Annotated in this window: 15 protein-coding genes; 9 read left to right on the top strand and 6 right to left on the bottom strand. The window is 72.6% G+C overall.

Features of this window, described 5'->3' with window-relative positions; genetic code table 11:
* Positions 1-1635: a sensor histidine kinase gene (locus J8M50_RS38130; protein WP_100216788.1), complete on the bottom strand. Its 1635-nt coding sequence runs from the start codon at positions 1633-1635 to the stop codon at positions 1-3.
* Between the two features lie 225 nt (positions 1636-1860).
* Between J8M50_RS38130 and J8M50_RS38135 the strand changes: the two genes are divergently transcribed.
* Positions 1861-2802 (top strand): GHMP family kinase ATP-binding protein, encoded by a 942-nt coding sequence (locus J8M50_RS38135; protein WP_010355023.1) that lies wholly within the window; start codon positions 1861-1863, stop codon positions 2800-2802.
* A gap of 50 nt (positions 2803-2852) precedes the next feature.
* On the opposite strand, the gene J8M50_RS38140 is transcribed toward J8M50_RS38135, so the two are convergent.
* Positions 2853-3788, bottom strand: coding sequence for a TauD/TfdA family dioxygenase (locus J8M50_RS38140; RefSeq protein WP_050987265.1), 936 nt, complete (start codon positions 3786-3788; stop codon positions 2853-2855).
* A gap of 153 nt (positions 3789-3941) precedes the next feature.
* Between J8M50_RS38140 and J8M50_RS38145 the strand changes: the two genes are divergently transcribed.
* The gene (locus J8M50_RS38145) at positions 3942-4772 is read left to right on the top strand and encodes an alpha/beta fold hydrolase (RefSeq protein WP_010355025.1); all 831 of its coding nucleotides are present in this window, start codon (positions 3942-3944) and stop codon (positions 4770-4772) included.
* Between the two features lie 51 nt (positions 4773-4823).
* On the opposite strand, the gene panD is transcribed toward J8M50_RS38145, so the two are convergent.
* The gene (gene panD / locus J8M50_RS38150) at positions 4824-5240 is read right to left on the bottom strand and encodes an aspartate 1-decarboxylase (protein ID WP_029184037.1); all 417 of its coding nucleotides are present in this window, start codon (positions 5238-5240) and stop codon (positions 4824-4826) included.
* 118 nt (positions 5241-5358) lie between these two features.
* Here panD and ddaH point away from each other — a divergent pair, with 118 nt between their 5' ends.
* From ddaH to J8M50_RS38175, 5 genes are all read left to right on the top strand, one after another.
* Positions 5359-6183 carry a dimethylargininase gene (gene ddaH / locus J8M50_RS38155; protein WP_010355027.1) on the top strand — a complete coding sequence of 275 codons (825 nt, stop codon included), beginning with the start codon at positions 5359-5361 and terminating at the stop codon, positions 6181-6183.
* A 181-nt stretch (positions 6184-6364) separates the two neighbouring features.
* Positions 6365-7111 (top strand): GNAT family N-acetyltransferase, encoded by a 747-nt coding sequence (locus J8M50_RS38160; RefSeq protein ID WP_010355028.1) that lies wholly within the window; start codon positions 6365-6367, stop codon positions 7109-7111.
* Positions 7112-7331: 220 nt separating this feature from the next.
* Entirely contained in the window at positions 7332-8615 is a 1284-nt protein-coding gene (gene pcaDC / locus J8M50_RS38165; protein WP_029184039.1) for a bifunctional 3-oxoadipate enol-lactonase/4-carboxymuconolactone decarboxylase PcaDC, read from the top strand.
* Between the two features lie 30 nt (positions 8616-8645).
* Positions 8646-9281 (top strand): MBL fold metallo-hydrolase, encoded by a 636-nt coding sequence (locus tag J8M50_RS38170; protein WP_029184040.1) that lies wholly within the window; start codon positions 8646-8648, stop codon positions 9279-9281.
* Between the two features lie 30 nt (positions 9282-9311).
* Positions 9312-10091: an exodeoxyribonuclease III gene (locus J8M50_RS38175; RefSeq protein ID WP_010355031.1), complete on the top strand. Its 780-nt coding sequence runs from the start codon at positions 9312-9314 to the stop codon at positions 10089-10091.
* 59 nt (positions 10092-10150) lie between these two features.
* On the opposite strand, the gene J8M50_RS38180 is transcribed toward J8M50_RS38175, so the two are convergent.
* Positions 10151-12139 (bottom strand): SGNH/GDSL hydrolase family protein, encoded by a 1989-nt coding sequence (locus J8M50_RS38180; RefSeq protein WP_010355032.1) that lies wholly within the window; start codon positions 12137-12139, stop codon positions 10151-10153.
* Positions 12140-12240: 101 nt separating this feature from the next.
* Here J8M50_RS38180 and J8M50_RS38185 point away from each other — a divergent pair, with 101 nt between their 5' ends.
* A complete protein-coding gene (locus tag J8M50_RS38185) occupies positions 12241-12660 on the top strand; it encodes a DUF6278 family protein (protein WP_010355033.1) in 420 nt (139 codons plus the stop codon).
* Between the two features lie 622 nt (positions 12661-13282).
* Here J8M50_RS38185 and J8M50_RS38190 read toward each other — a convergent pair.
* Positions 13283-14038, bottom strand: a complete 756-nt coding sequence (locus tag J8M50_RS38190) for a hypothetical protein (RefSeq protein ID WP_010355034.1) — start codon at positions 14036-14038, stop codon at positions 13283-13285.
* A gap of 147 nt (positions 14039-14185) precedes the next feature.
* Here J8M50_RS38190 and ggt point away from each other — a divergent pair, with 147 nt between their 5' ends.
* Positions 14186-16006, top strand: a complete 1821-nt coding sequence (ggt, locus tag J8M50_RS38195) for a gamma-glutamyltransferase (RefSeq protein ID WP_010355035.1) — start codon at positions 14186-14188, stop codon at positions 16004-16006.
* Between the two features lie 51 nt (positions 16007-16057).
* Here ggt and map read toward each other — a convergent pair whose 3' ends face one another.
* A complete protein-coding gene (gene map, locus J8M50_RS38200; protein ID WP_010355036.1) occupies positions 16058-16831 on the bottom strand; it encodes a type I methionyl aminopeptidase in 774 nt (257 codons plus the stop codon).
* Between the last annotated feature and the right edge of the window lie 28 nt (positions 16832-16859).

Below are 16859 nucleotides of genomic sequence, written 5' to 3' on the forward strand. Positions count from 1 at the left end.
TCAGCGGTCCCTGGGGCCGTCCGGCAGAACGTCCTTCGCGGTCAGGCGGTCGCCCGAGAAGCAGAGCCGGTACATGTCCACCTGGTCGAGGAGGTTGCCGTTCGACCGGTAGAACTCGCACCGGGTGCCGCGCGGCCGGGGGGCCGCCAGCAGGGCGTCGGACGGGTAGCGGTAGCTCTGGAGAGGGAGCAGGCGGGCGAACTCCGCCCGTTTCTGGCCCACTTGGATGGCCGAGTAGTCCGTCGGGTGCAGCACGCACGTCGCGAGCTGGTAGGCGAGGTACCCGGCGGACGGCAGGACCGTGAGGGCGAGCGCGGCCGGTGCGACGAACGCCACCACGAAGCGCAGCCGGACCTTGCGCCGCGCGTCGCCCATCCGGCGCGTCGACTCGGCCCCGGCCTCGGGCGGGGACTGCCGCGCGAGGTCCGTCCGCGCGCTGCTCACCCGGTCGGGCATCACGGCGGTCACCCGGAACCCCCGCTCGAACGGTCCGGTGCTCAGGTCGCCGCCGAGCGCGCTCACCCGCTCCCGCAGCCCGGCGAGCCCCCGGTTCCCCGGCACCAGTCCGGGCAGCGGGCCCGCCGGCGGGGCCGAGTTGATGACCTCGACCTCGGTACGGCCGTCCTCGTGGGCGATCCGGACGTGGACGGCGCTGCCGGGGGCGTGTTTGGTCGCGTTCGTCAGCGACTCCTGCACGACCCGGTACACGGCGTGCTCGACGAGGGGCGAGAAGGAGGGGCTGCCGCCCTCCCGGACCAGGTCGACGGCGATGCCGGACGCGGTCGCCCGGGCGAGGAGTGCCTCCACGGACTCGACGGAGGAGTCCTTGACGCCGGTGTCGTCCGGGCCGTCGCGCAGCACCGTCACGGTCTCCCGGAGGTGGTCGACGGCCTCCGAGACGGCCTTGCGCAGCTCGGCCACGTCGTCGCGGTCCTGGTCGTTGAGGGTCGGCGACAGTTCGAGCGCGCCCGCCCGCAGCGCGATGAGGCTCAGGACGTGCCCGAGGGAGTCGTGCATGTCGGCGGCTATCCGGGTCCGCTCGCGGAGCCTGGCCTGCTCGGCGACGAACCGCTGCTGCTCCTCCAGGGTCTGCGCCAGCCGCCAGCCGCCCGACACGAGGGCCCGCCGCGCCTGGAGGTAGCGGCCGACGAGCCACGGCACCAGCAGGGCCACGGGCAGCACGGTGACCGCGTAGAACCACCACACCGCACCGCGCCCGAGCACCGCGCACAGCGCGAGGTCGACGGCGAGGCACGAGGTGAGCACCAGCAGGGGCGCTCGTCCCACCTGGGTCCGCACCCCCATCAGGTACGTCAGCGCGGCCAGCGCCAGCGCGTAGGCGTTGGCCGGGCTGGACTCGTCGGCGAGCCCCACCGCGCACAGCGCGTTGCCGGCGAACACCGCGGCGCTCGGCCATCTGCGGCTGCCCGGAATCGCCACCGCCAGCACCAGGAGGGGCAGCACCAGGTCCAGCACCACCGAGGGGTTCAGCGCCGACCAGAACGCCCACCCGCCCGCACCGGCGAGCGCCAGCCACAGCGCCCCGTCCCACAACAGCGCTCTTCCGGACGTCGGTAACGGCCTCGGCACGTCCAGCCGGACGCTCTCTTCCTCGGGTCCCCCATGCTTCGTCATCCGGCCGACCCTACCGAACCCCCGGGCCCGCTCCGTACCCCCGGACGGCCCCGCCGATCCGCCAGTGAGCTGGCACTTTGCGAGAGGGATACAGCTCGTTGACACCGATCGCGGTCCGTTGGCACCGTTGGGCCGGGGCAGCGCCTCCCGCACTGTTCGCCCAGCGGAATCCGTGAGCTCGGGATTGCTGCGAACGTTCCGCTTCCACGCGACTGGGGTTCAGAGTTGGCACTTTCCCTGAATGCTCCCGCAGACGGCTCCGCGCTGCGGCACGCCGGGCCGCCCGGCCCGGGCACGACCGGCGTCAGCACGGCGTTCGGCACCTTCGGCGAACTGCTCCAAGGCGTCCTGCCGGGCCCCGACGGCGACTTCCTGGTGACGCTGCCCATCGCGCGCTGGACCGTGGCCACCTTCCGCACCGACCCGCACTCCACGACGGTCCGGGTGGTGCCGGAGCACAAGCGCAAGGCGGCCCGCCTGGTGTCGATGATCATGGCGGAACTGCCGGTCCCCCTGGGGGGCCTCCTCACCCTGGACAGCACCCTGCCCGAGGGCAAGGGGCTCGCCAGCTCCTCCGCCGACCTGGTCGCCACCGCCCGCGCCGCCGGCAACGCCCTCGGCATCCCGATGCCGCCGCGCCGCATCGAGTCGTACCTCGGCCGCATCGAGCCGACCGACGGCGTCCTCTACGACAGCGTCGTCGCCTACCACCACCGCCGGGTCCGACTGCGCCAGGTGCTCGGCTCGTTGCCGCCCATGACCGTCGTCGGCGTCGACGAGGGGGGCACCGTCGACACCGTCGAGTTCAACCGGATCCCCAAACCGTTCACCACGGCGCAGCACCGCGAGTACGCGCGCCTCCTGGACCGCCTCGCGGACGCCGTACGGGACGGCGACCTGCGGACGGTGGGCGCCGTCGCCACCCGCAGCGCGGTGCTGAACCAGGCGCTGCGCCCCAAGCGGACCCTGGAGCGGATGACCGCGATCTGCGAGGAGGCCGGCGGCCTCGGCGTCGTGGCCGCGCACAGCGGGACCTCGCTCGGCATCCTGATCGACGACGCCGATCCGGACCGGCCGCGCAAGATCGTGCGGGCCGTCCAGGCGTGCTCCGCCCTGGCGGGGAACGTGACCACCTACCGGACACTGAGCTTCGGACCGGACCGATGAGGCCGCAACGGGCGGCGGGGCGCCGGCCCCACCGCCCGGCTCCGCGCGGGCTATCCGGGCAGCCTGGGCAGCGGGTCCCCCAGCGCCACCACCAGCTCGCGCGCACCGCTGTAGGGGGCGCGGCTGTGCGCGGTGCCGATGTTGTCCACCAGCAGCAGGTCGCCGTCGCGCAACGGGACGTCGACCGCGTGCCGGTCGTACGTCGCGTTGACGGCTTCGACGGTGGCGGGGTCCAGCGGTGTCCCGTCGCCGAGGAACGTCGTGAACGGCAGGCCCTCGGGGCCGAACTCGCCCACCAGGTACGCGCGGATCGCCGGGTCCATCGTCCACTCGTTGAGGAAGGCGATCTGGTTGAACCAGCAGCGCCGTCCCGTGAGCGGGTGCTTCACCACGGCCGGCAGTGTCTGACGGGTCTGGAGAGCGCCGCCCGGCAGGCGCCGGAACTCGATGCCGTGGGTGGCGCAGTACCGCTCCACGGCCTGCGGGTCGGCCGTGCCGAACGCGTCGGCCGAGGAGGGGCCCACCAACTGGTCGTAGCTGCGGACCAGTTGCCAGCCCTCCCGCTCGAAGGGCTCGACGATGCCGGCCGGCAGGGAGTCGAGCACCTTCGCTGCGTCGGCCACCGACACGACGCCACCGGAAGCGCTCGCCTTCAGGCAGGAGAACACCAGCCACTGCGGGTACCGAGGGGCGCTGCTCAGCTCGTGGTGCATGCACATGGGCTGGTCGGCGGGCCACTCCGACGACGAGTACACCCCGCCCGGCAGCGCCTTGCGGGGCGCGAACCCCTCCACCTCGGTCATCAGCTCCGAGGTGAGCGCACGGCTCGCCGCGGCGGCGTCCGCGTGACTCGACATCCGCAGCCCCCGCACCAGAACCGCGCCCTGCTCCAAAGCGGCCGACCGCAGTGCGTCCGCATTCTCGCGGAGCCATTCGGGACCTTCGGTGGCCGCCTCGACGACAGGAATCTCATTAACGCCAGACATCGTGCGCTGGTCCTTCCACTGTATTCACGAGGATACGAACGCTGACATCACACAACACCGTCCGCCGAAAGCGGAAGCCTTTCACTCAGGCACGATTGTCGCTGTAAGCAGGCCGGTCCGCAGCAATACCGGCTGCCCGCACGAGGAGTACGCATGCCCGAAATCATCCGCGACGGATTCAGGTTGACCTACCAGGAAACCGGAAACGGCGTACCCGTGGTTCTCGTCATGGGAACCGGCGGCAGCGGAAGAGCGTGGCACCTGCATCAGGTGCCCGCGCTGGCCGCGGCGGGACACCGGGTCGTCACCTTCGACAACCGGGGTGTCTCCCCGTCCGACGGCAGCCCGCCCGGTTTCACCGTGGCCGACATGGCGGCCGATGTGGCCGCGCTGATCGAGCACCTCGGCATCGGTCCGTGCGCGGTCGTCGGCACCTCGCTCGGCGCCCGCATCGCCGCCGAACTGGCGCTCGCGCGCCCGGAGCTGGTGAGCAGGCTCGTCCTCATGGCGGCCCGGGGCCGCAGCGACGCCATGAGTACGGCGCTGACGCGCGCCGAACGCGAACTGGAGGACCTCGGCATCGAACTGCCGCCCCGCTACCGGGCGGTGGTGCAGGTGCTCCAGCAGCTCTCGCGGCGGAGCCTCGCGGACGACCGGCGGACCACGGACTGGCTGGAGGTCTTCGAACTGTCCACGGCGGCCGAGTCGACGGTACGGGCCCAGCGCGGGCTCTACCCCATGCCGGACCGGCTCCCCGCGTACCGGGACATCCGGGCGCCCAGCCACGTCGTCTCCTTCTCCGACGACGTCCTGGCCCCGCCCTCGGCCGGCCGTGAGATCGCCGCGGCCATCCCCGGCGCCACGTTCGAGGTCGTCGACGGCTGCGGACACATCGGCTACCTGGAGCACCCGGACACGGTGAACCGCACCCTGCTGGCGGCGCTGCGCCCGGCACGCGAACCCGGCGTGCCCGCCCCGGTGTGACGGCGACGCCGGCAGCGGCCGGAAGCGCTCCGGCCGCTGCCCCGCGCCGCCCTAGCCGTCGGCCACGTCCCCGCGCCGCAGCTCGGAACCGGCCGGCACACCGGCGGGGTCCGAACCCAGGCCGGCCACCCTGTTCTCCCCGTCCACGAACACGACCCGGGGCTCCAGCTTCGCCGCGTCCTCGTCCGTCACCATCGCGTAGGCGATGACGATGACGAGGTCACCCGGACTGATCAGCCGGGCCGCCGCACCGTTGATTCCTATGACCCCCGAATTCCGGGGTCCTTCGATGACATAGGTGGAAAGACGCGCGCCATTGTCGATGTCGACGATGTCGACGCGCTCTCCCGGGAGCAGGTCTGCGGAATCCATCAGGTCGGCATCGATGGTGAGCGATCCGACATAGTGCAGATCCGCCTGGGTCACGGTCGCCCGATGGATCTTCGACTTCATCATGGTTCGATACATGTTTCTCATTCCCTGGTAGGTCTGTGCAGGGTAATAGTTTTCAGTGCCACTTCCTACCCCGGCCCGATACTCCGAATCCCGGAATCCCAAAATCCCCTATTCTCCGAAGGGTAAAGACATGCCAGAAACCAGCCCGCGTACGGCGGCCCCGCGCCGACTGCTGATGTGCCCGCCCAGCCACTTCGACGTCACCTACTCCATCAACCCGTGGATGGAACCGGAGAAGCCGGTCGACGGCGGCCTCGCCCTCGCCCAGTGGGAGCGGCTGCGCAGCCTCTACCGCGACCTGGGGCACACGGTGGAGGTCGTCCGGCCGGTGGCCGGGCTGCCCGACATGGTCTTCGCGGCCAACGGCGCCACGGTCGTGGACGGGCGGGTGCTCGGCGCCCGCTTCCGGCACGAGGAACGCACCGCCGAGGGCCCGCTGTACCTGTCCTGGCTGCGCGCGAACGGCTTCCCCGAGACGCACTGGCCCGAGCACATCAACGAGGGGGAGGGCGACTACCTCCTCGTCGGCCGCCGGCTCCTGGCGGGCACCGGGTTCCGCACCGACCCGCGCTCGCACGCCGAGGCCCAGGAGTACTTCGGCATACCGGTCACCGGACTGACCCTGGTCGACCCGCGCTTCTACCACCTCGACACCGCGCTCGCCGTCCTCGCCGACGACGAGGTCATGTACTACCCCGAGGCGTTCTCCCCGGGCAGCCGCGCCGTCCTGCGGGAACTGTTCCCGGGCGCGCTCCTCGCCACGGCCGAGGACGCCGGGGTCTTCGGTCTCAACGCCTTCAGCGACGGCCGCCACGTGCTGCTGCCCCAGTCCGCGACAGGGCTCATGGCCGGGCTCAGACAGCGCGGCTTCGAACCGATCGGAGTCGACCTCACCGAACTCCTCAAGGCCGGCGGCAGCGTCAAGTGCTGCACGCTCGAACTGCGGGAAGGGTGACCCACGGGGGACCGGGGCCCTGACGAAAGTCGGGGCCCGCGCCTACCTTCGACCCCTTCACCCGTTCCCCCGACCGCTCCTACGGTCCTTGTCGAGGGGCCGACGCCCCCGCCGGGCGCCCGCAACCGCCCGGCGCGACCAGGCAAGTTCCGTGCGTCCACCCAAGGGGAGAACGGCACCCATGCCCTCGACAGCCGCGACATCGGTCAAGAGCAACTACGTCACCTCCATCGCCGACACCGAGGAGCAGATCCGGGCCGCCCAGCGACTGCGCTACCGCGTCCTGGCCGACGAGTTGGGCATCCGCCTCGACACACCGCTGAGCGGCCACGACGTGGACGGCTTCGACGAGCCGGCCGACCACCTCATCGTCACCGACACCACCACGGACGACGTCGTCGGCACCTACCGGCTCCTGCCCCCGGGGCGGGCCGAAGTCTCCTACGCCGACACCGAGTTCGACCTGAGCGGCCTGCGCGAGCTGCGCCCCTCGACGGTCGAGGCGGGCCGGGCCTGCGTCCACCCGGACCACCGCCGGGGCGCCGTCGTCGGCCTGCTGTGGGCCGGCCTGGCCCGCTACGCCCTGCTCTCCGGCCGGCGCTACCTGGCGGGCTGCGCCTCCGTACCGCTGGCCGACGGCGGCCGTGCGGCCTCCAGCGCATGGCTGCTCGGCGCCGCCCGGTACGCCGCTCCCGCCGCGTACCGGGTCCACCCGCGCCGGCCGTGGACGCCACGGCGCCCCGGCGCGGGCACACCCGACTCCACCCTGCTGCCCCCGCTGCTGCGCGGCTACCTCCGCCTCGGCGCCTGGGTGTGCGGACCCCCGGCCCACGACCCGGAGTTCGACGTCGCCGACTTCTTCGTCCTGCTCGACATGGAACGGCTGGACGACCGGCACCGCCGCTACTTCCTCCGGGAGACGCGGTGAGTTCGCGGTTCCGCGGGCGTGATGCGGTGATACGGAGGGGAGAGCGCGCGGAGTTGGAGGGGGCCGTGGCCCGCGTGGCGCGTGGGGCGGTTAGCGTGGAGCGGTGAGTGAGACGAAGACCCCCACCCCCGCGACCGCGATCCCGGGTCTGCCGGCGGCCGTGCTGCCGGCCGTCGTCGGGAGCGCGCTGCCCGCCGGCGCCGTGCCCGCTGCCCCGCCGATGGCCGGGCCGGTGACGCCCACCCTCCAGTACCGCTTCGACGGGCCGGACGACGCCCCCGTGCTCATCCTGGGCCCCTCGCTCGGGACCACCTGGCACATGTGGGACCGGCAGATTCCCGAACTCACCAAGCAGTGGCGGGTGTTCAGGTTCGACCTGCCCGGCCACGGCGGCGCCCCCGCCTACCCCGCCGGATCGGTCGCCGACCTGGCCGCGCGCCTGCTGGCCACCCTGGACGCGCTCGGCGTGCAGCGCTTCGGCTTCGCGGGCTGCGCGCTCGCGGGCGCCGTCGGCGTCGAACTCGCCCTGCGCCACCCCGAACGGCTCGCCTCGCTCGCGCTGATCGCCTCCTCGCCCCGGTTCGGCACGGCCGACGAGTTCCGCCAGCGCGGCGTGATCGTGCGCACCAACGGCCTCGACCCGATCGCCCGCACCTCGCCGGACCGCTGGTTCACGGCCGGGTTCGCCGCCGCGCAGCCCGCGATCACCGACTGGGCCGTCCAGATGGTCCGCACCACCGACCCCGGCTGCTACATCGCCTCCTGCGAGGCCCTCGCCGCCTTCGACGTACGGCACGAACTGGGCATGGTCGGCGTCCCGACGCTGGTCCTCGTCGGCTCCGACGACCAGGTCACCGGCCCCGCCGAGGCGCGCACGCTGGTCGCCGGCATCCCGGACGCGCGCCTCGCCGTCGTCCCCGGCGCCTCGCACCTCGTACCGGTGGAGCAGCCGGCCGCCGTCACCGACCTGCTGGTGCGGCACTTCTCGACGGCCTGGCAGCCCGGGTACGACACGGGTCAGACCGTGGTACCGGGGATACCCGTAGTACTTCCGCAGCAGCCCGTCCCGATCGCCGAGATCGCCCCGGCCCCGCCGGTCGCGACCGACCAGGTGATGGGGCGGCCCGACCCGTACGACTCCGGGCTGAAGGTCCGCCGCGAGGTGCTCGGCGACGCGCACGTGGACCGCGCGCTGACCCAGGCCGACGACTTCTCCGGCGACTTCCAGGAGTTCATCACCCGGTACGCCTGGGGCGAGATCTGGGACCGCCCCGGCCTCGACCGGCGCGCGCGCAGCTGCGTCACCCTGACGGCCCTCGTCGCGGGCGGTCACCTCGACGAACTCGCCTTCCACACGCGCGCGGCCCTGCGCAACGGCCTCACCCCGGACGAGATCAAGGAGGTCCTGCTGCACGCCGCCGTCTACTGCGGGGTGCCCTCGGCCAACAGCGCGTTCCGGGTGGCCCAGCAGGTCATCCGGGAGGAGACCACACCGCAGGAGTGAGCGATGCAGGATGGACCCATGACGAAGTCCATCCAGCTCACCAAGAAGTCGCACGCCTGTGTCCGCCTGGAGAAGGACGGCCGCACCCTCGTCCTCGACCCGGGTGTGTTCAGCGAGGCGGACGCGGCTGTCGGCGCGGACGCGATCCTGATCACGCACGAGCACCCGGACCACTTCAGCGAGGCGCACCTGAGGGCCGCGCTGGAGGCGAACCCCGAGGCCGGGATCTGGACCCTGCGCGCGGTCGCGGAGCAGCTCACGGCGGCCTTCCCCGGGCGCGTGCACACCGTCGGGCACGGCGACACGTTCACCGCCGCCGGGTTCGACGTCCAGGTCCACGGCGAACTGCACGCCGTGATCCACCCGGACCTCCCGCGCATCACGAACGTCGGCTACCTGATCGACGACGGCCGCGTCTTCCACCCCGGGGACGCGCTCACCGTCCCCGACCACGCCGTGGAGACGCTGATGCTGCCCGTGATGGCCCCCTGGAGCAAGATCTCCGAGGTGATCGACTACGTCCGCGAGGTGAAGCCCGCGCGCGCGTACGACATCCACGACGCCCTCCTGACCGACCTCGCCCGGCCGATCTACGACAACCAGATCGGCTCGCTGGGCGGCGCCGAGCACGGGCGGCTGGCGCCCGGGGAGAGCACCTCGCTGTGACTGTCGGTGGGGCCCGGTAGGTTGTCGGGCATGCGCATCGCGACCTGGAACGTGAACTCGATCACCGCCCGCCTGCCGAGGCTCCTGGCCTGGCTGGAGAGCAGCGGCACGGACGTGCTGTGCCTCCAGGAGGCCAAGCTGGCCGAGGAGCAGTTCCCGTTCGACGCGCTGCGCGAGGCCGGGTACGAGGCGGCGGTGAACGCGACGGGCCGGTGGAACGGCGTGGCGGTGCTCTCCCGGGTCGGCCTCGACGACGTCGTCAAGGGCCTGCCGGGCGGCCCGGAGTACGACGGCGCCGAGGAGCCGCGCGCGGTGTCGGCGACCTGCGGTCCCGTGCGCGTGTGGTCGGTGTACGTGCCGAACGGGCGCGAGGTCGACCACGCGCACTACGCGTACAAGCTCCAGTGGTTCGAGGCGCTGAAGGCGGCCGTCACGGGCGACGCGCAGGGGGGCCGTCCGTTCGCCGTCCTCGGTGACTACAACGTGGCCCCCACGGACGACGACGTCTTCGACACGGCCGTCTTCGAGGGCCTCACCCACGTCACCCCCGCCGAGCGCGCGGCCCTCGCGGCCCTGCGCGAGACCGGTCTCACGGACGTCGTACCCCGCCCCCTCAAGTACGACCACCCGTACACCTACTGGGACTACCGCCAGCTCGCCTTCCCCAAGAACCGGGGCATGCGCATCGACCTGGTCTACGGCAACGAGCCCTTCGCGAAGGCGGTCAAGGACGCGTACGTCGACCGCGAGGAGCGCAAGGGGAAGGGCGCGTCGGACCACGCGCCGGTGGTCGTCGACCTGGAGGTGTAACCGGGTAGTACCCCGGAGGGAGGGCGACGGGTGCCGGCACGTCGGCGCCTCGTCGGAGGTCACAGCTCCGTCAGGTCCACCGCCGCCGCCAGCGCCGCGTACCCCGCGTCCGAAGGGTGCAGCCGGTCCCCGCTGTCGTACGCGGGCAGCAGCCGGGCCGGATCGGCGGGGTCCCGCAGCGCGGCGTCGAAGTCGAGGACGGCGTCGAAGGCGTCGCCGTCCCGGATCCACGCGTTGACCTTCTCGCGCCGCTTCTGGACCTCGGGGGTGCATCTCGGGTCCCCGGCGCACGGCAGGAGCGTCGCGCCCAGTACCCGTACCCCGCGCGCCCCGGCCCGCTCGGCGAGCTTCCGCAGCCCGTCGGTCACGTCGTCCGACGTCCCGCCCCGGAGCAGGTCGTTGATCCCCTCGAAGACGACCAGCGTCCGCACCGAAGGCTGCGCGAACACGTCCCGCTCCAGCCGCGCGAGCGCGGACACTCCCGAGGCGACGGGCGAGACGCCGTCCCCGGCATAGCCGTCGGCGGCGACGCGGTTCCCGGCGATCCCGGCGTTCAGCACGCCGTACGCGGGTACCGCCCGCTGTCCGCGCAGGCGCGCGGCGAGCCCGTCCGGCCACCGCCGGTTCGCGTCCGTCGTCGACAGGTACCCGTCGGTGATCGAGTCCCCCAGAAGGACGACGCTCCCGGGTCCCCCGGCCACGTCGACCCCGGCGAGCAGCGGCCACCCGGTGAGCTCCGAGGCGTACGCCGTCCCCGCGCGGTCCGCCGTGTGATCGCCCGGCGCGCTGAGGTACGACCGCTGCGAGGCGTACCGGTGCGTGGGCAGCGCGGTCACGGTCCCCGGCAGGTGGAAGCTGACCAGCAGATCGGCGCCCGCGGGCACGACGAGGTCCACCGGATCGCTGACGGCGCGCGTCCCGGCGGGGATCTCGACACCGGACGCCCCGCCGAAGGACACGGGCACCGGAACCCCGTCCACGGCCGCTCCGGAGCCGCTGGGGGCGGCGCCAGGGGCCGTCGGACCCGGGGTTGGGCTCAGAGGCTCGGCGGGGGCTGCCGGAGCCGTCACGGGCGGCGTGCGGCCGGAAGACCCGGTGGAGCCGCCCGAGGCGGTTCGGGACGCCGTGGCGCCCGCGCCCCCGGCAGACTCCGCCGGGACCTCTCCGGACGCGCTCGCCCGCCCACCCGGCATCGGGCCCGCCCCCGGCACGCCTGCCGCCCGCGCGCGCAGCGCCACCGTCGCCGCCCCGATCCGCACCGGCACCGAGGCGAACGTGTTGTCGAAGCGCAGCCGTACGCGGGCGCCGCCCGCCGACGTGTGGACGACCAGCCGCAGCGTGCGGTCCGTCCACGGGCCCTCGGCGGGGAGGCCCGACTGGGCCGTGGCCCACGTGCCGGTCCAGGGACCGGGGTTCGTGCGGATCGCGAGGGCGAATACGTGAAGGCCGGAGGCGACGGGGAGGCGTACGGAGGTGACGGTGCGGGCCGGCGCCAGGGGGACCGTCACGGCGTACACGCGCGCGCGTGCGGGACGGCGGCCGGCGGGGGTGTTGACGTGGGGGAGGGCGACCGCCTTCGTGGCGAGAGGGCCCCGGCGCCAGTCGGGGGCGGCGAGGGTGTACGGCGCGCGCGTGCCGTCGGCGTACGCGATCTCGCCCTCCCCGCGCGCGGTGTGCCCCGCCGTGCTCGTGACGAGGAACGTGAGCGCGTCGCCCCGGCCGAGGGCGGTCACCCGCTGCCCGTCGGCGAGGACGTTGTCCGGGGCGCCGGGGGCGGTCGCCGGCCAGGTCAGGCGGGTGCCGTGCACGGTCAGGGCGCGGCCGGGGGTCCAGCCCGCCGAGGCGAGCGCCGAGGCGGAGAGGGAGGCGCCCCTGCCGTCGAGGTCCGCGCCGGAGGGGCGGTCGTCCGCGCTGATGCCCCGGTTGTCGAAGTGGCTCTCCAGGGGTACGGGGGGAGCGCCCGGGGCGCGCGAACCGGCGCGCGCGGCGGTCTGGGGAGCCAGCAGCAGGGTCGCGATCAGCGGAAACGCCCAGGCCTTTCGGCGCACGTCTCTCCCTCTCCTGTCGTCCGATGATCGTACCGGGACGGCGGACACGGGTGCCCGCGCGCCTGTGGTGCGGACGACGGTGCGAATGCCACGCTGGGCGTATGAACATCCCTTTCCTGGGCAACAGGCGCAAGAGGGCTGCGGGCGCGCTGCTGGACGCGGACCCCGAGGGCGTGGCCGAGCTGCTGTCCGAGTGCGAACTCCTGCGCTCCCAGGCGGAGGAGGCCGGCGTCCGGCTCGACGACACGGTCGGCTCCCTGGAGGCGCTCGACCAGCTGCTGCCGCGCTGGCGCGACGACGAGGAGACGCTGATCTGGCTCGGCAACGACGCCGGGCTCTACCTCGGCACGGTCGTCGTCCGCACCGTCGAGGGCGCCGAGTGGACCTTCTGGCCGGGCGGCGAACCCGTCGTACGGCTGGGCTCCGGGCGGGAGTTCGACGTCGTGACGGCCGGCCGGGAGTGGGCGGCCAGCGGGGTGCCGGAGCTGTCGCAGTGGTACGCGGAGGTCGCCGAGGCGTGACGGGGTGCCCGGGGTCGTGCGGCCACGAGAAGAGAGGTTAAATACGGCTTATGCCCGAAAAGTGCGTGTCGCGTCTCAAGTCCCGTCCGCTCTCGATAGTTTGCGGCGACCACGACACACAGCTGAGAGCGAGTAGGGCTGAGCATGGCCGTCGATCCGTTGATCGGACTGCGTGACGTCGACAAGCGCAAGAAGGAGCCCGACCGGGCCCGCTCCGTCGGCCACTAGTGGGGGGCGTCCATGCCGTGACCGGGCTCGACTACGATGGATCGTTCATCCCCGGAGCGACGGTGACCGGGCCGGGGACTCCGCCGCAGGGCGGACCGTAGGGGGCAGCAGTTCACCAGAGCCATACCCGGCCGGACGCGCGGCCGGAGATCACTGCTCGCACAGCGCAGGCGGTCCGTACGACGGGTCGGACGCTGTACGGGGAGAAGGTCAGCCGCGCGCCGGACGGGTTGTGCTCGATGCGGAGCGGGTCGGGTGGGTGTGCGGCGCATCGCCGGACCGGCTTGCCGAGAGCGGGCGGGCCCTCGCCGTGGAGGCGCGGCGGGGGCCCGCCCGTCCTGGTTCCCGGGAGCGCGGCGTACGAGGCGTGTGGCGCACGGCATTTGACGGAGCCTCAGGTCGCCCGGTGGGACGTCGGGGTCACCGGGTCCACCAGCGGCGTACGGGCCGGCCGGGTCACGTCGGCCACCAGCTCCACCACATCGGGGCCGTACGCCTGGGAGTTGACCACCTTCAGGAGCAGCGCGAAGGAGTCCGCGCCGTACTTGCGGGCCAGCCGCTCGTGATGGCGGGCCAAGTACCGGGTCGCCGCCTGGTTGTTGATCGCGCGCTGGCCGCAGAAGAGGAACACCGGCCGCGTGCCGCGCCGTTCGCCGGTCGTGAGCCGGGCCAGCAGGACGTACTCGGTGATCCCGGTGTCCATCCGGTAGCGCTCGGTGCCGATCTGGAACGCCCCCCGGTCCGGGCCGGGTTCGGGGTCGATGTTCACCCGGAAGCCGGGCAGCATCGCCGACATGTGCGCGAGCATCCGCCGATTCGAACTGGGCCCGCCCACACAGAACTCCGTACGCTCGCCGAAGCCTTGCTGCACCCCGTCCTGGGTGACCATCTGCACGTTGGCCCCGCAGTCCTTGATGAGCGCGGCAAGTTCGAGGAGCGCGAACACGTCGTAACGGTGCACGGCGGGCTCGGAGGTCGCCGGGTCGCGGTTGACGACGAGCAGCGACTCGGAGTTCTCCGGCAGCCCGAAGAACGCCTGTTTACGGCGGAGCCGGCGCCTCCACAGGTACGTCCGCGCCAGCCAGCCGAGCCCGGCACTGATACCGGCGGCCAGCACGCCGAGGACGATATTGCGCACGTCGTCGTTCATGGGCGCGCATGGTAGCGGCCGAACCCATCTGGGGCGTACCCGTGTTCGAGGTGTGGCAGTCGTATGACAGTGCCCTGAATGCCCCTGTCGGCGACGGGGCAGGGTGGCTACAGTGCGCGGACGGTCCTTGACTGGAGGTACATACGGATGGCCCTGCGTCGCCCTGTGGCACGGAAACTGACGGTCCTGGCGGTCTCTGCCGCCGTGGTCTCGGTGGGTGCCGCCGCGCCACCGAACGCCTTGTCATCATCCGTTCGGCAAAAGGCGGTTGAGAAGGTTCCCGTCGCCGTCGGGTACGGCGGCGCCGTCTCCAGCGTCGACGCGGACGCGTCCGCCGCCGGCATCGAGGTACTGCGCAAGGGCGGTAACGCGGTCGACGCGGCCGTCGCCACCGCCGCCGCGCTCGGCGTCACCGAGCCCTACTCGGCGGGCGTCGGAGGAGGCGGCTACTTCGTCTACTACGACGCCAAGTCCCGTACGGTGCGCACGATCGACGGCCGCGAGACCGCGCCGCTGAGCGCCGACGCGAACCTGTTCGTCGAGAACGGCCAGCCCCTCGCGTTCGCCGACGCCGTCAGCAGCGGCCTCAGCGTCGGCACCCCCGGCACGCCCGCCACGTGGGCGAGCGCGCTGTCCAAGTGGGGTACGAAGAGCCTGGGTTCGGTGCTGAAGCCGGCCGAGCGGATCGCCCGCGACGGGTTCACCGTCGACGACACGTTCCGCTCGCAGACCGCCGCCAACGAGACCCGGTTCCGCTACTTCCCCGACACGACGAAGCTGTTCCTGCCGAACGGGCAGCTCCCGGTGGTCGGTTCGACCTTCAAGAACCTCGACCTCGCCCGTACGTATGCGGAGTTGGGCAGGAAGGGCGTCTCCGCGATCTACCGGGGCGACATCGGCAAGGACATCGTCAGTACGGTCAACAAGCCGCCGGTGGCCCCGGGTTCCGGGTGGAACGCCCGGCCCGGCAAGCTCTCCGCCGCCGACCTCGCCGCCTACCGCGCCAACTTCCAGGCGCCCACGAAGACTTCGTACCGAGGACTCGGCGTCTACTCGATCGCGCCGTCCTCCTCCGGCGGCACGACCGTCGGCGAGGCTCTCAACATCCTGGAGAAGACGGACCTTTCGAAGGCGAGCGAGGTCCAGTACCTGCACCGCTACATCGAGGCCAGCCGGATCGCGTTCGCCGACCGGGGCCGCTGGGTCGGCGACCCGGCCTTCGAGAACGTCCCCACGAAGGAACTCCTCTCGCAGAAGTACGCCGACTCGCGGGCCTGCCTCATCAAGGACGACGCCGTCCTCACCAGCCCTGTCGCGCCCGGCGATCCGCGCAACCCGGCGGCCTGCGACGCGAGCGGGACACCGGCGCCGACGACCTACGAGGGCGACAGCACCACGCACCTCACGGTCGCCGACAAGTGGGGCAACGTCGTCGCCTACACCCTCACCATCGAGCAGACCGGCGGCAGCGCGATCACCGTCCCGGGCCGGGGATTCATCCTCAACAACGAGCTGACGGACTTCTCGTTCGCGCCCGCGAGCCCCGCCGTGCACGACCCGAACCTGCCCGGCCCCGGCAAGCGGCCCCGGTCGTCGATCTCGCCGACCATCGTGCTCGACAAGGCCGACAAGCCGGTGGTGGCGCTGGGTTCGCCCGGTGGGGCGACCATCATCACGACCGTCCTCCAGGTGCTGACCGAATTCGTGGACCGGAAGCTGCCGTTGGTCGACGCGATCGCCGCTCCGCGAGCCAGTCAGCGCAATCAGACGACCACCGAACTCGAACCGGCCCTCTACAACGGTGACTTGAGGGGCAAGCTGGAGGCGATCGGGCACGGGTTCCGGCTGAACGCCGAGATCGGCGCCGCAACTGCCGTGCAGCGGCTGCCCGGTGGGAAGTGGCTGGCAGCCGCCGAGACCGTGCGGCGTGGTGGCGGGTCGGCGCAGGTGGTGTACCCGGCGCGCTAGCCGAGGGAGTTGACGGGCGGCTCACCCGATTCCGGGTGGGCCGCCCGTCGTTCAGTGGTCCCTGGCCGTCAGGATGCGCGGGCCGTCGTCCGTGATCGCGACCGTGTGCTCCACGTGTGCCGCGCGCGAGCCGTCGTTCGTGCGCAGGGTCCAGCCGTCGGGCGCCTCGTGGTAGCCGTCCCGGCCGCTCGCGATGAGCATCGGCTCGATCGCCAGGGCCATGCCCCGGCGCAGGAGCATGCCCCGGTGGGGGCGGCCCTCGTTGGGGACCGGCGGGTCCTCGTGCATCCGGCGGCCGATGCCGTGGCCGCCGAAGCCCTGCGGGATGCCGTAGCCGCCGTCCCGGCAGACCTTGCCGATCGCGTGCGCGATGTCGCCGATGCGGTTGCCCACCGTCGCGGCGGCGATCCCGGCGGCCAGGGCGCGTTCGGCCGTCTCGATCAGGTGGACGTCGTCCGGGCGCGGGGTGCCGACGGTGAAGCTGATCGCCGAGTCGCCCGCCCAGCCGCCGAGTTGGGCTCCGCAGTCGATGGAGACGAGGTCGCCGTCGCGCAGCTTCTGGCGGGTCGGGATGCCGTGCACGATCGAGTCGTTCACCGAGGCGCAGATGACGGCCGGGAACGGCGTCGTCGCGAAGGACGGGCGGTAGCCGAGGAACGGCGAGTCCGCGTCCGCGCCGCGCAGCACCCCGCGCGCCACCTCGTCCAGCTCCAGCAGGGAAACGCCCACGTCAGCGGCTTCCCGTACGGCCGTGAGGGCGCGGGCCACCACCTGGCCGGCCCGGTACATCTCGTCGATCGACGTGTCTGTCTTCAGCTCCACCATGCCAATTACTATACCGGTATTAGAATGG

The sequence above is a fragment of the Streptomyces acidiscabies genome (assembly GCF_020010905.1).
GTDB lineage: Bacteria > Actinomycetota > Actinomycetes > Streptomycetales > Streptomycetaceae > Streptomyces > Streptomyces acidiscabies.

Excerpts from the sequence above, each read along its gene's own strand:
- J8M50_RS38130 (WP_100216788.1), bottom strand. The coding sequence starts at position 1,635 with ATGACGAAGCATGGGGGACCCGAGGAAGAGAGCGTCCGGCTGGACGTG.
- J8M50_RS38140 (WP_050987265.1), bottom strand. The coding sequence starts at position 3,788 with ATGTCTGGCGTTAATGAGATTCCTGTCGTCGAGGCGGCCACCGAAGGT.
- J8M50_RS38145 (WP_010355025.1), top strand. The coding sequence starts at position 3,942 with ATGCCCGAAATCATCCGCGACGGATTCAGGTTGACCTACCAGGAAACC.
- panD (WP_029184037.1), bottom strand. The coding sequence starts at position 5,240 with ATGTATCGAACCATGATGAAGTCGAAGATCCATCGGGCGACCGTGACC.
- ddaH (WP_010355027.1), top strand. The coding sequence starts at position 5,359 with ATGCCAGAAACCAGCCCGCGTACGGCGGCCCCGCGCCGACTGCTGATG.
- J8M50_RS38160 (WP_010355028.1), top strand. The coding sequence starts at position 6,365 with ATGCCCTCGACAGCCGCGACATCGGTCAAGAGCAACTACGTCACCTCC.
- pcaDC (WP_029184039.1), top strand. The coding sequence starts at position 7,332 with ATGGCCGGGCCGGTGACGCCCACCCTCCAGTACCGCTTCGACGGGCCG.
- J8M50_RS38175 (WP_010355031.1), top strand. The coding sequence starts at position 9,312 with ATGCGCATCGCGACCTGGAACGTGAACTCGATCACCGCCCGCCTGCCG.
- J8M50_RS38185 (WP_010355033.1), top strand. The coding sequence starts at position 12,241 with ATGAACATCCCTTTCCTGGGCAACAGGCGCAAGAGGGCTGCGGGCGCG.
- J8M50_RS38190 (WP_010355034.1), bottom strand. The coding sequence starts at position 14,038 with ATGAACGACGACGTGCGCAATATCGTCCTCGGCGTGCTGGCCGCCGGT.
- ggt (WP_010355035.1), top strand. The coding sequence starts at position 14,186 with ATGGCCCTGCGTCGCCCTGTGGCACGGAAACTGACGGTCCTGGCGGTC.
- map (WP_010355036.1), bottom strand. The coding sequence starts at position 16,831 with ATGGTGGAGCTGAAGACAGACACGTCGATCGACGAGATGTACCGGGCC.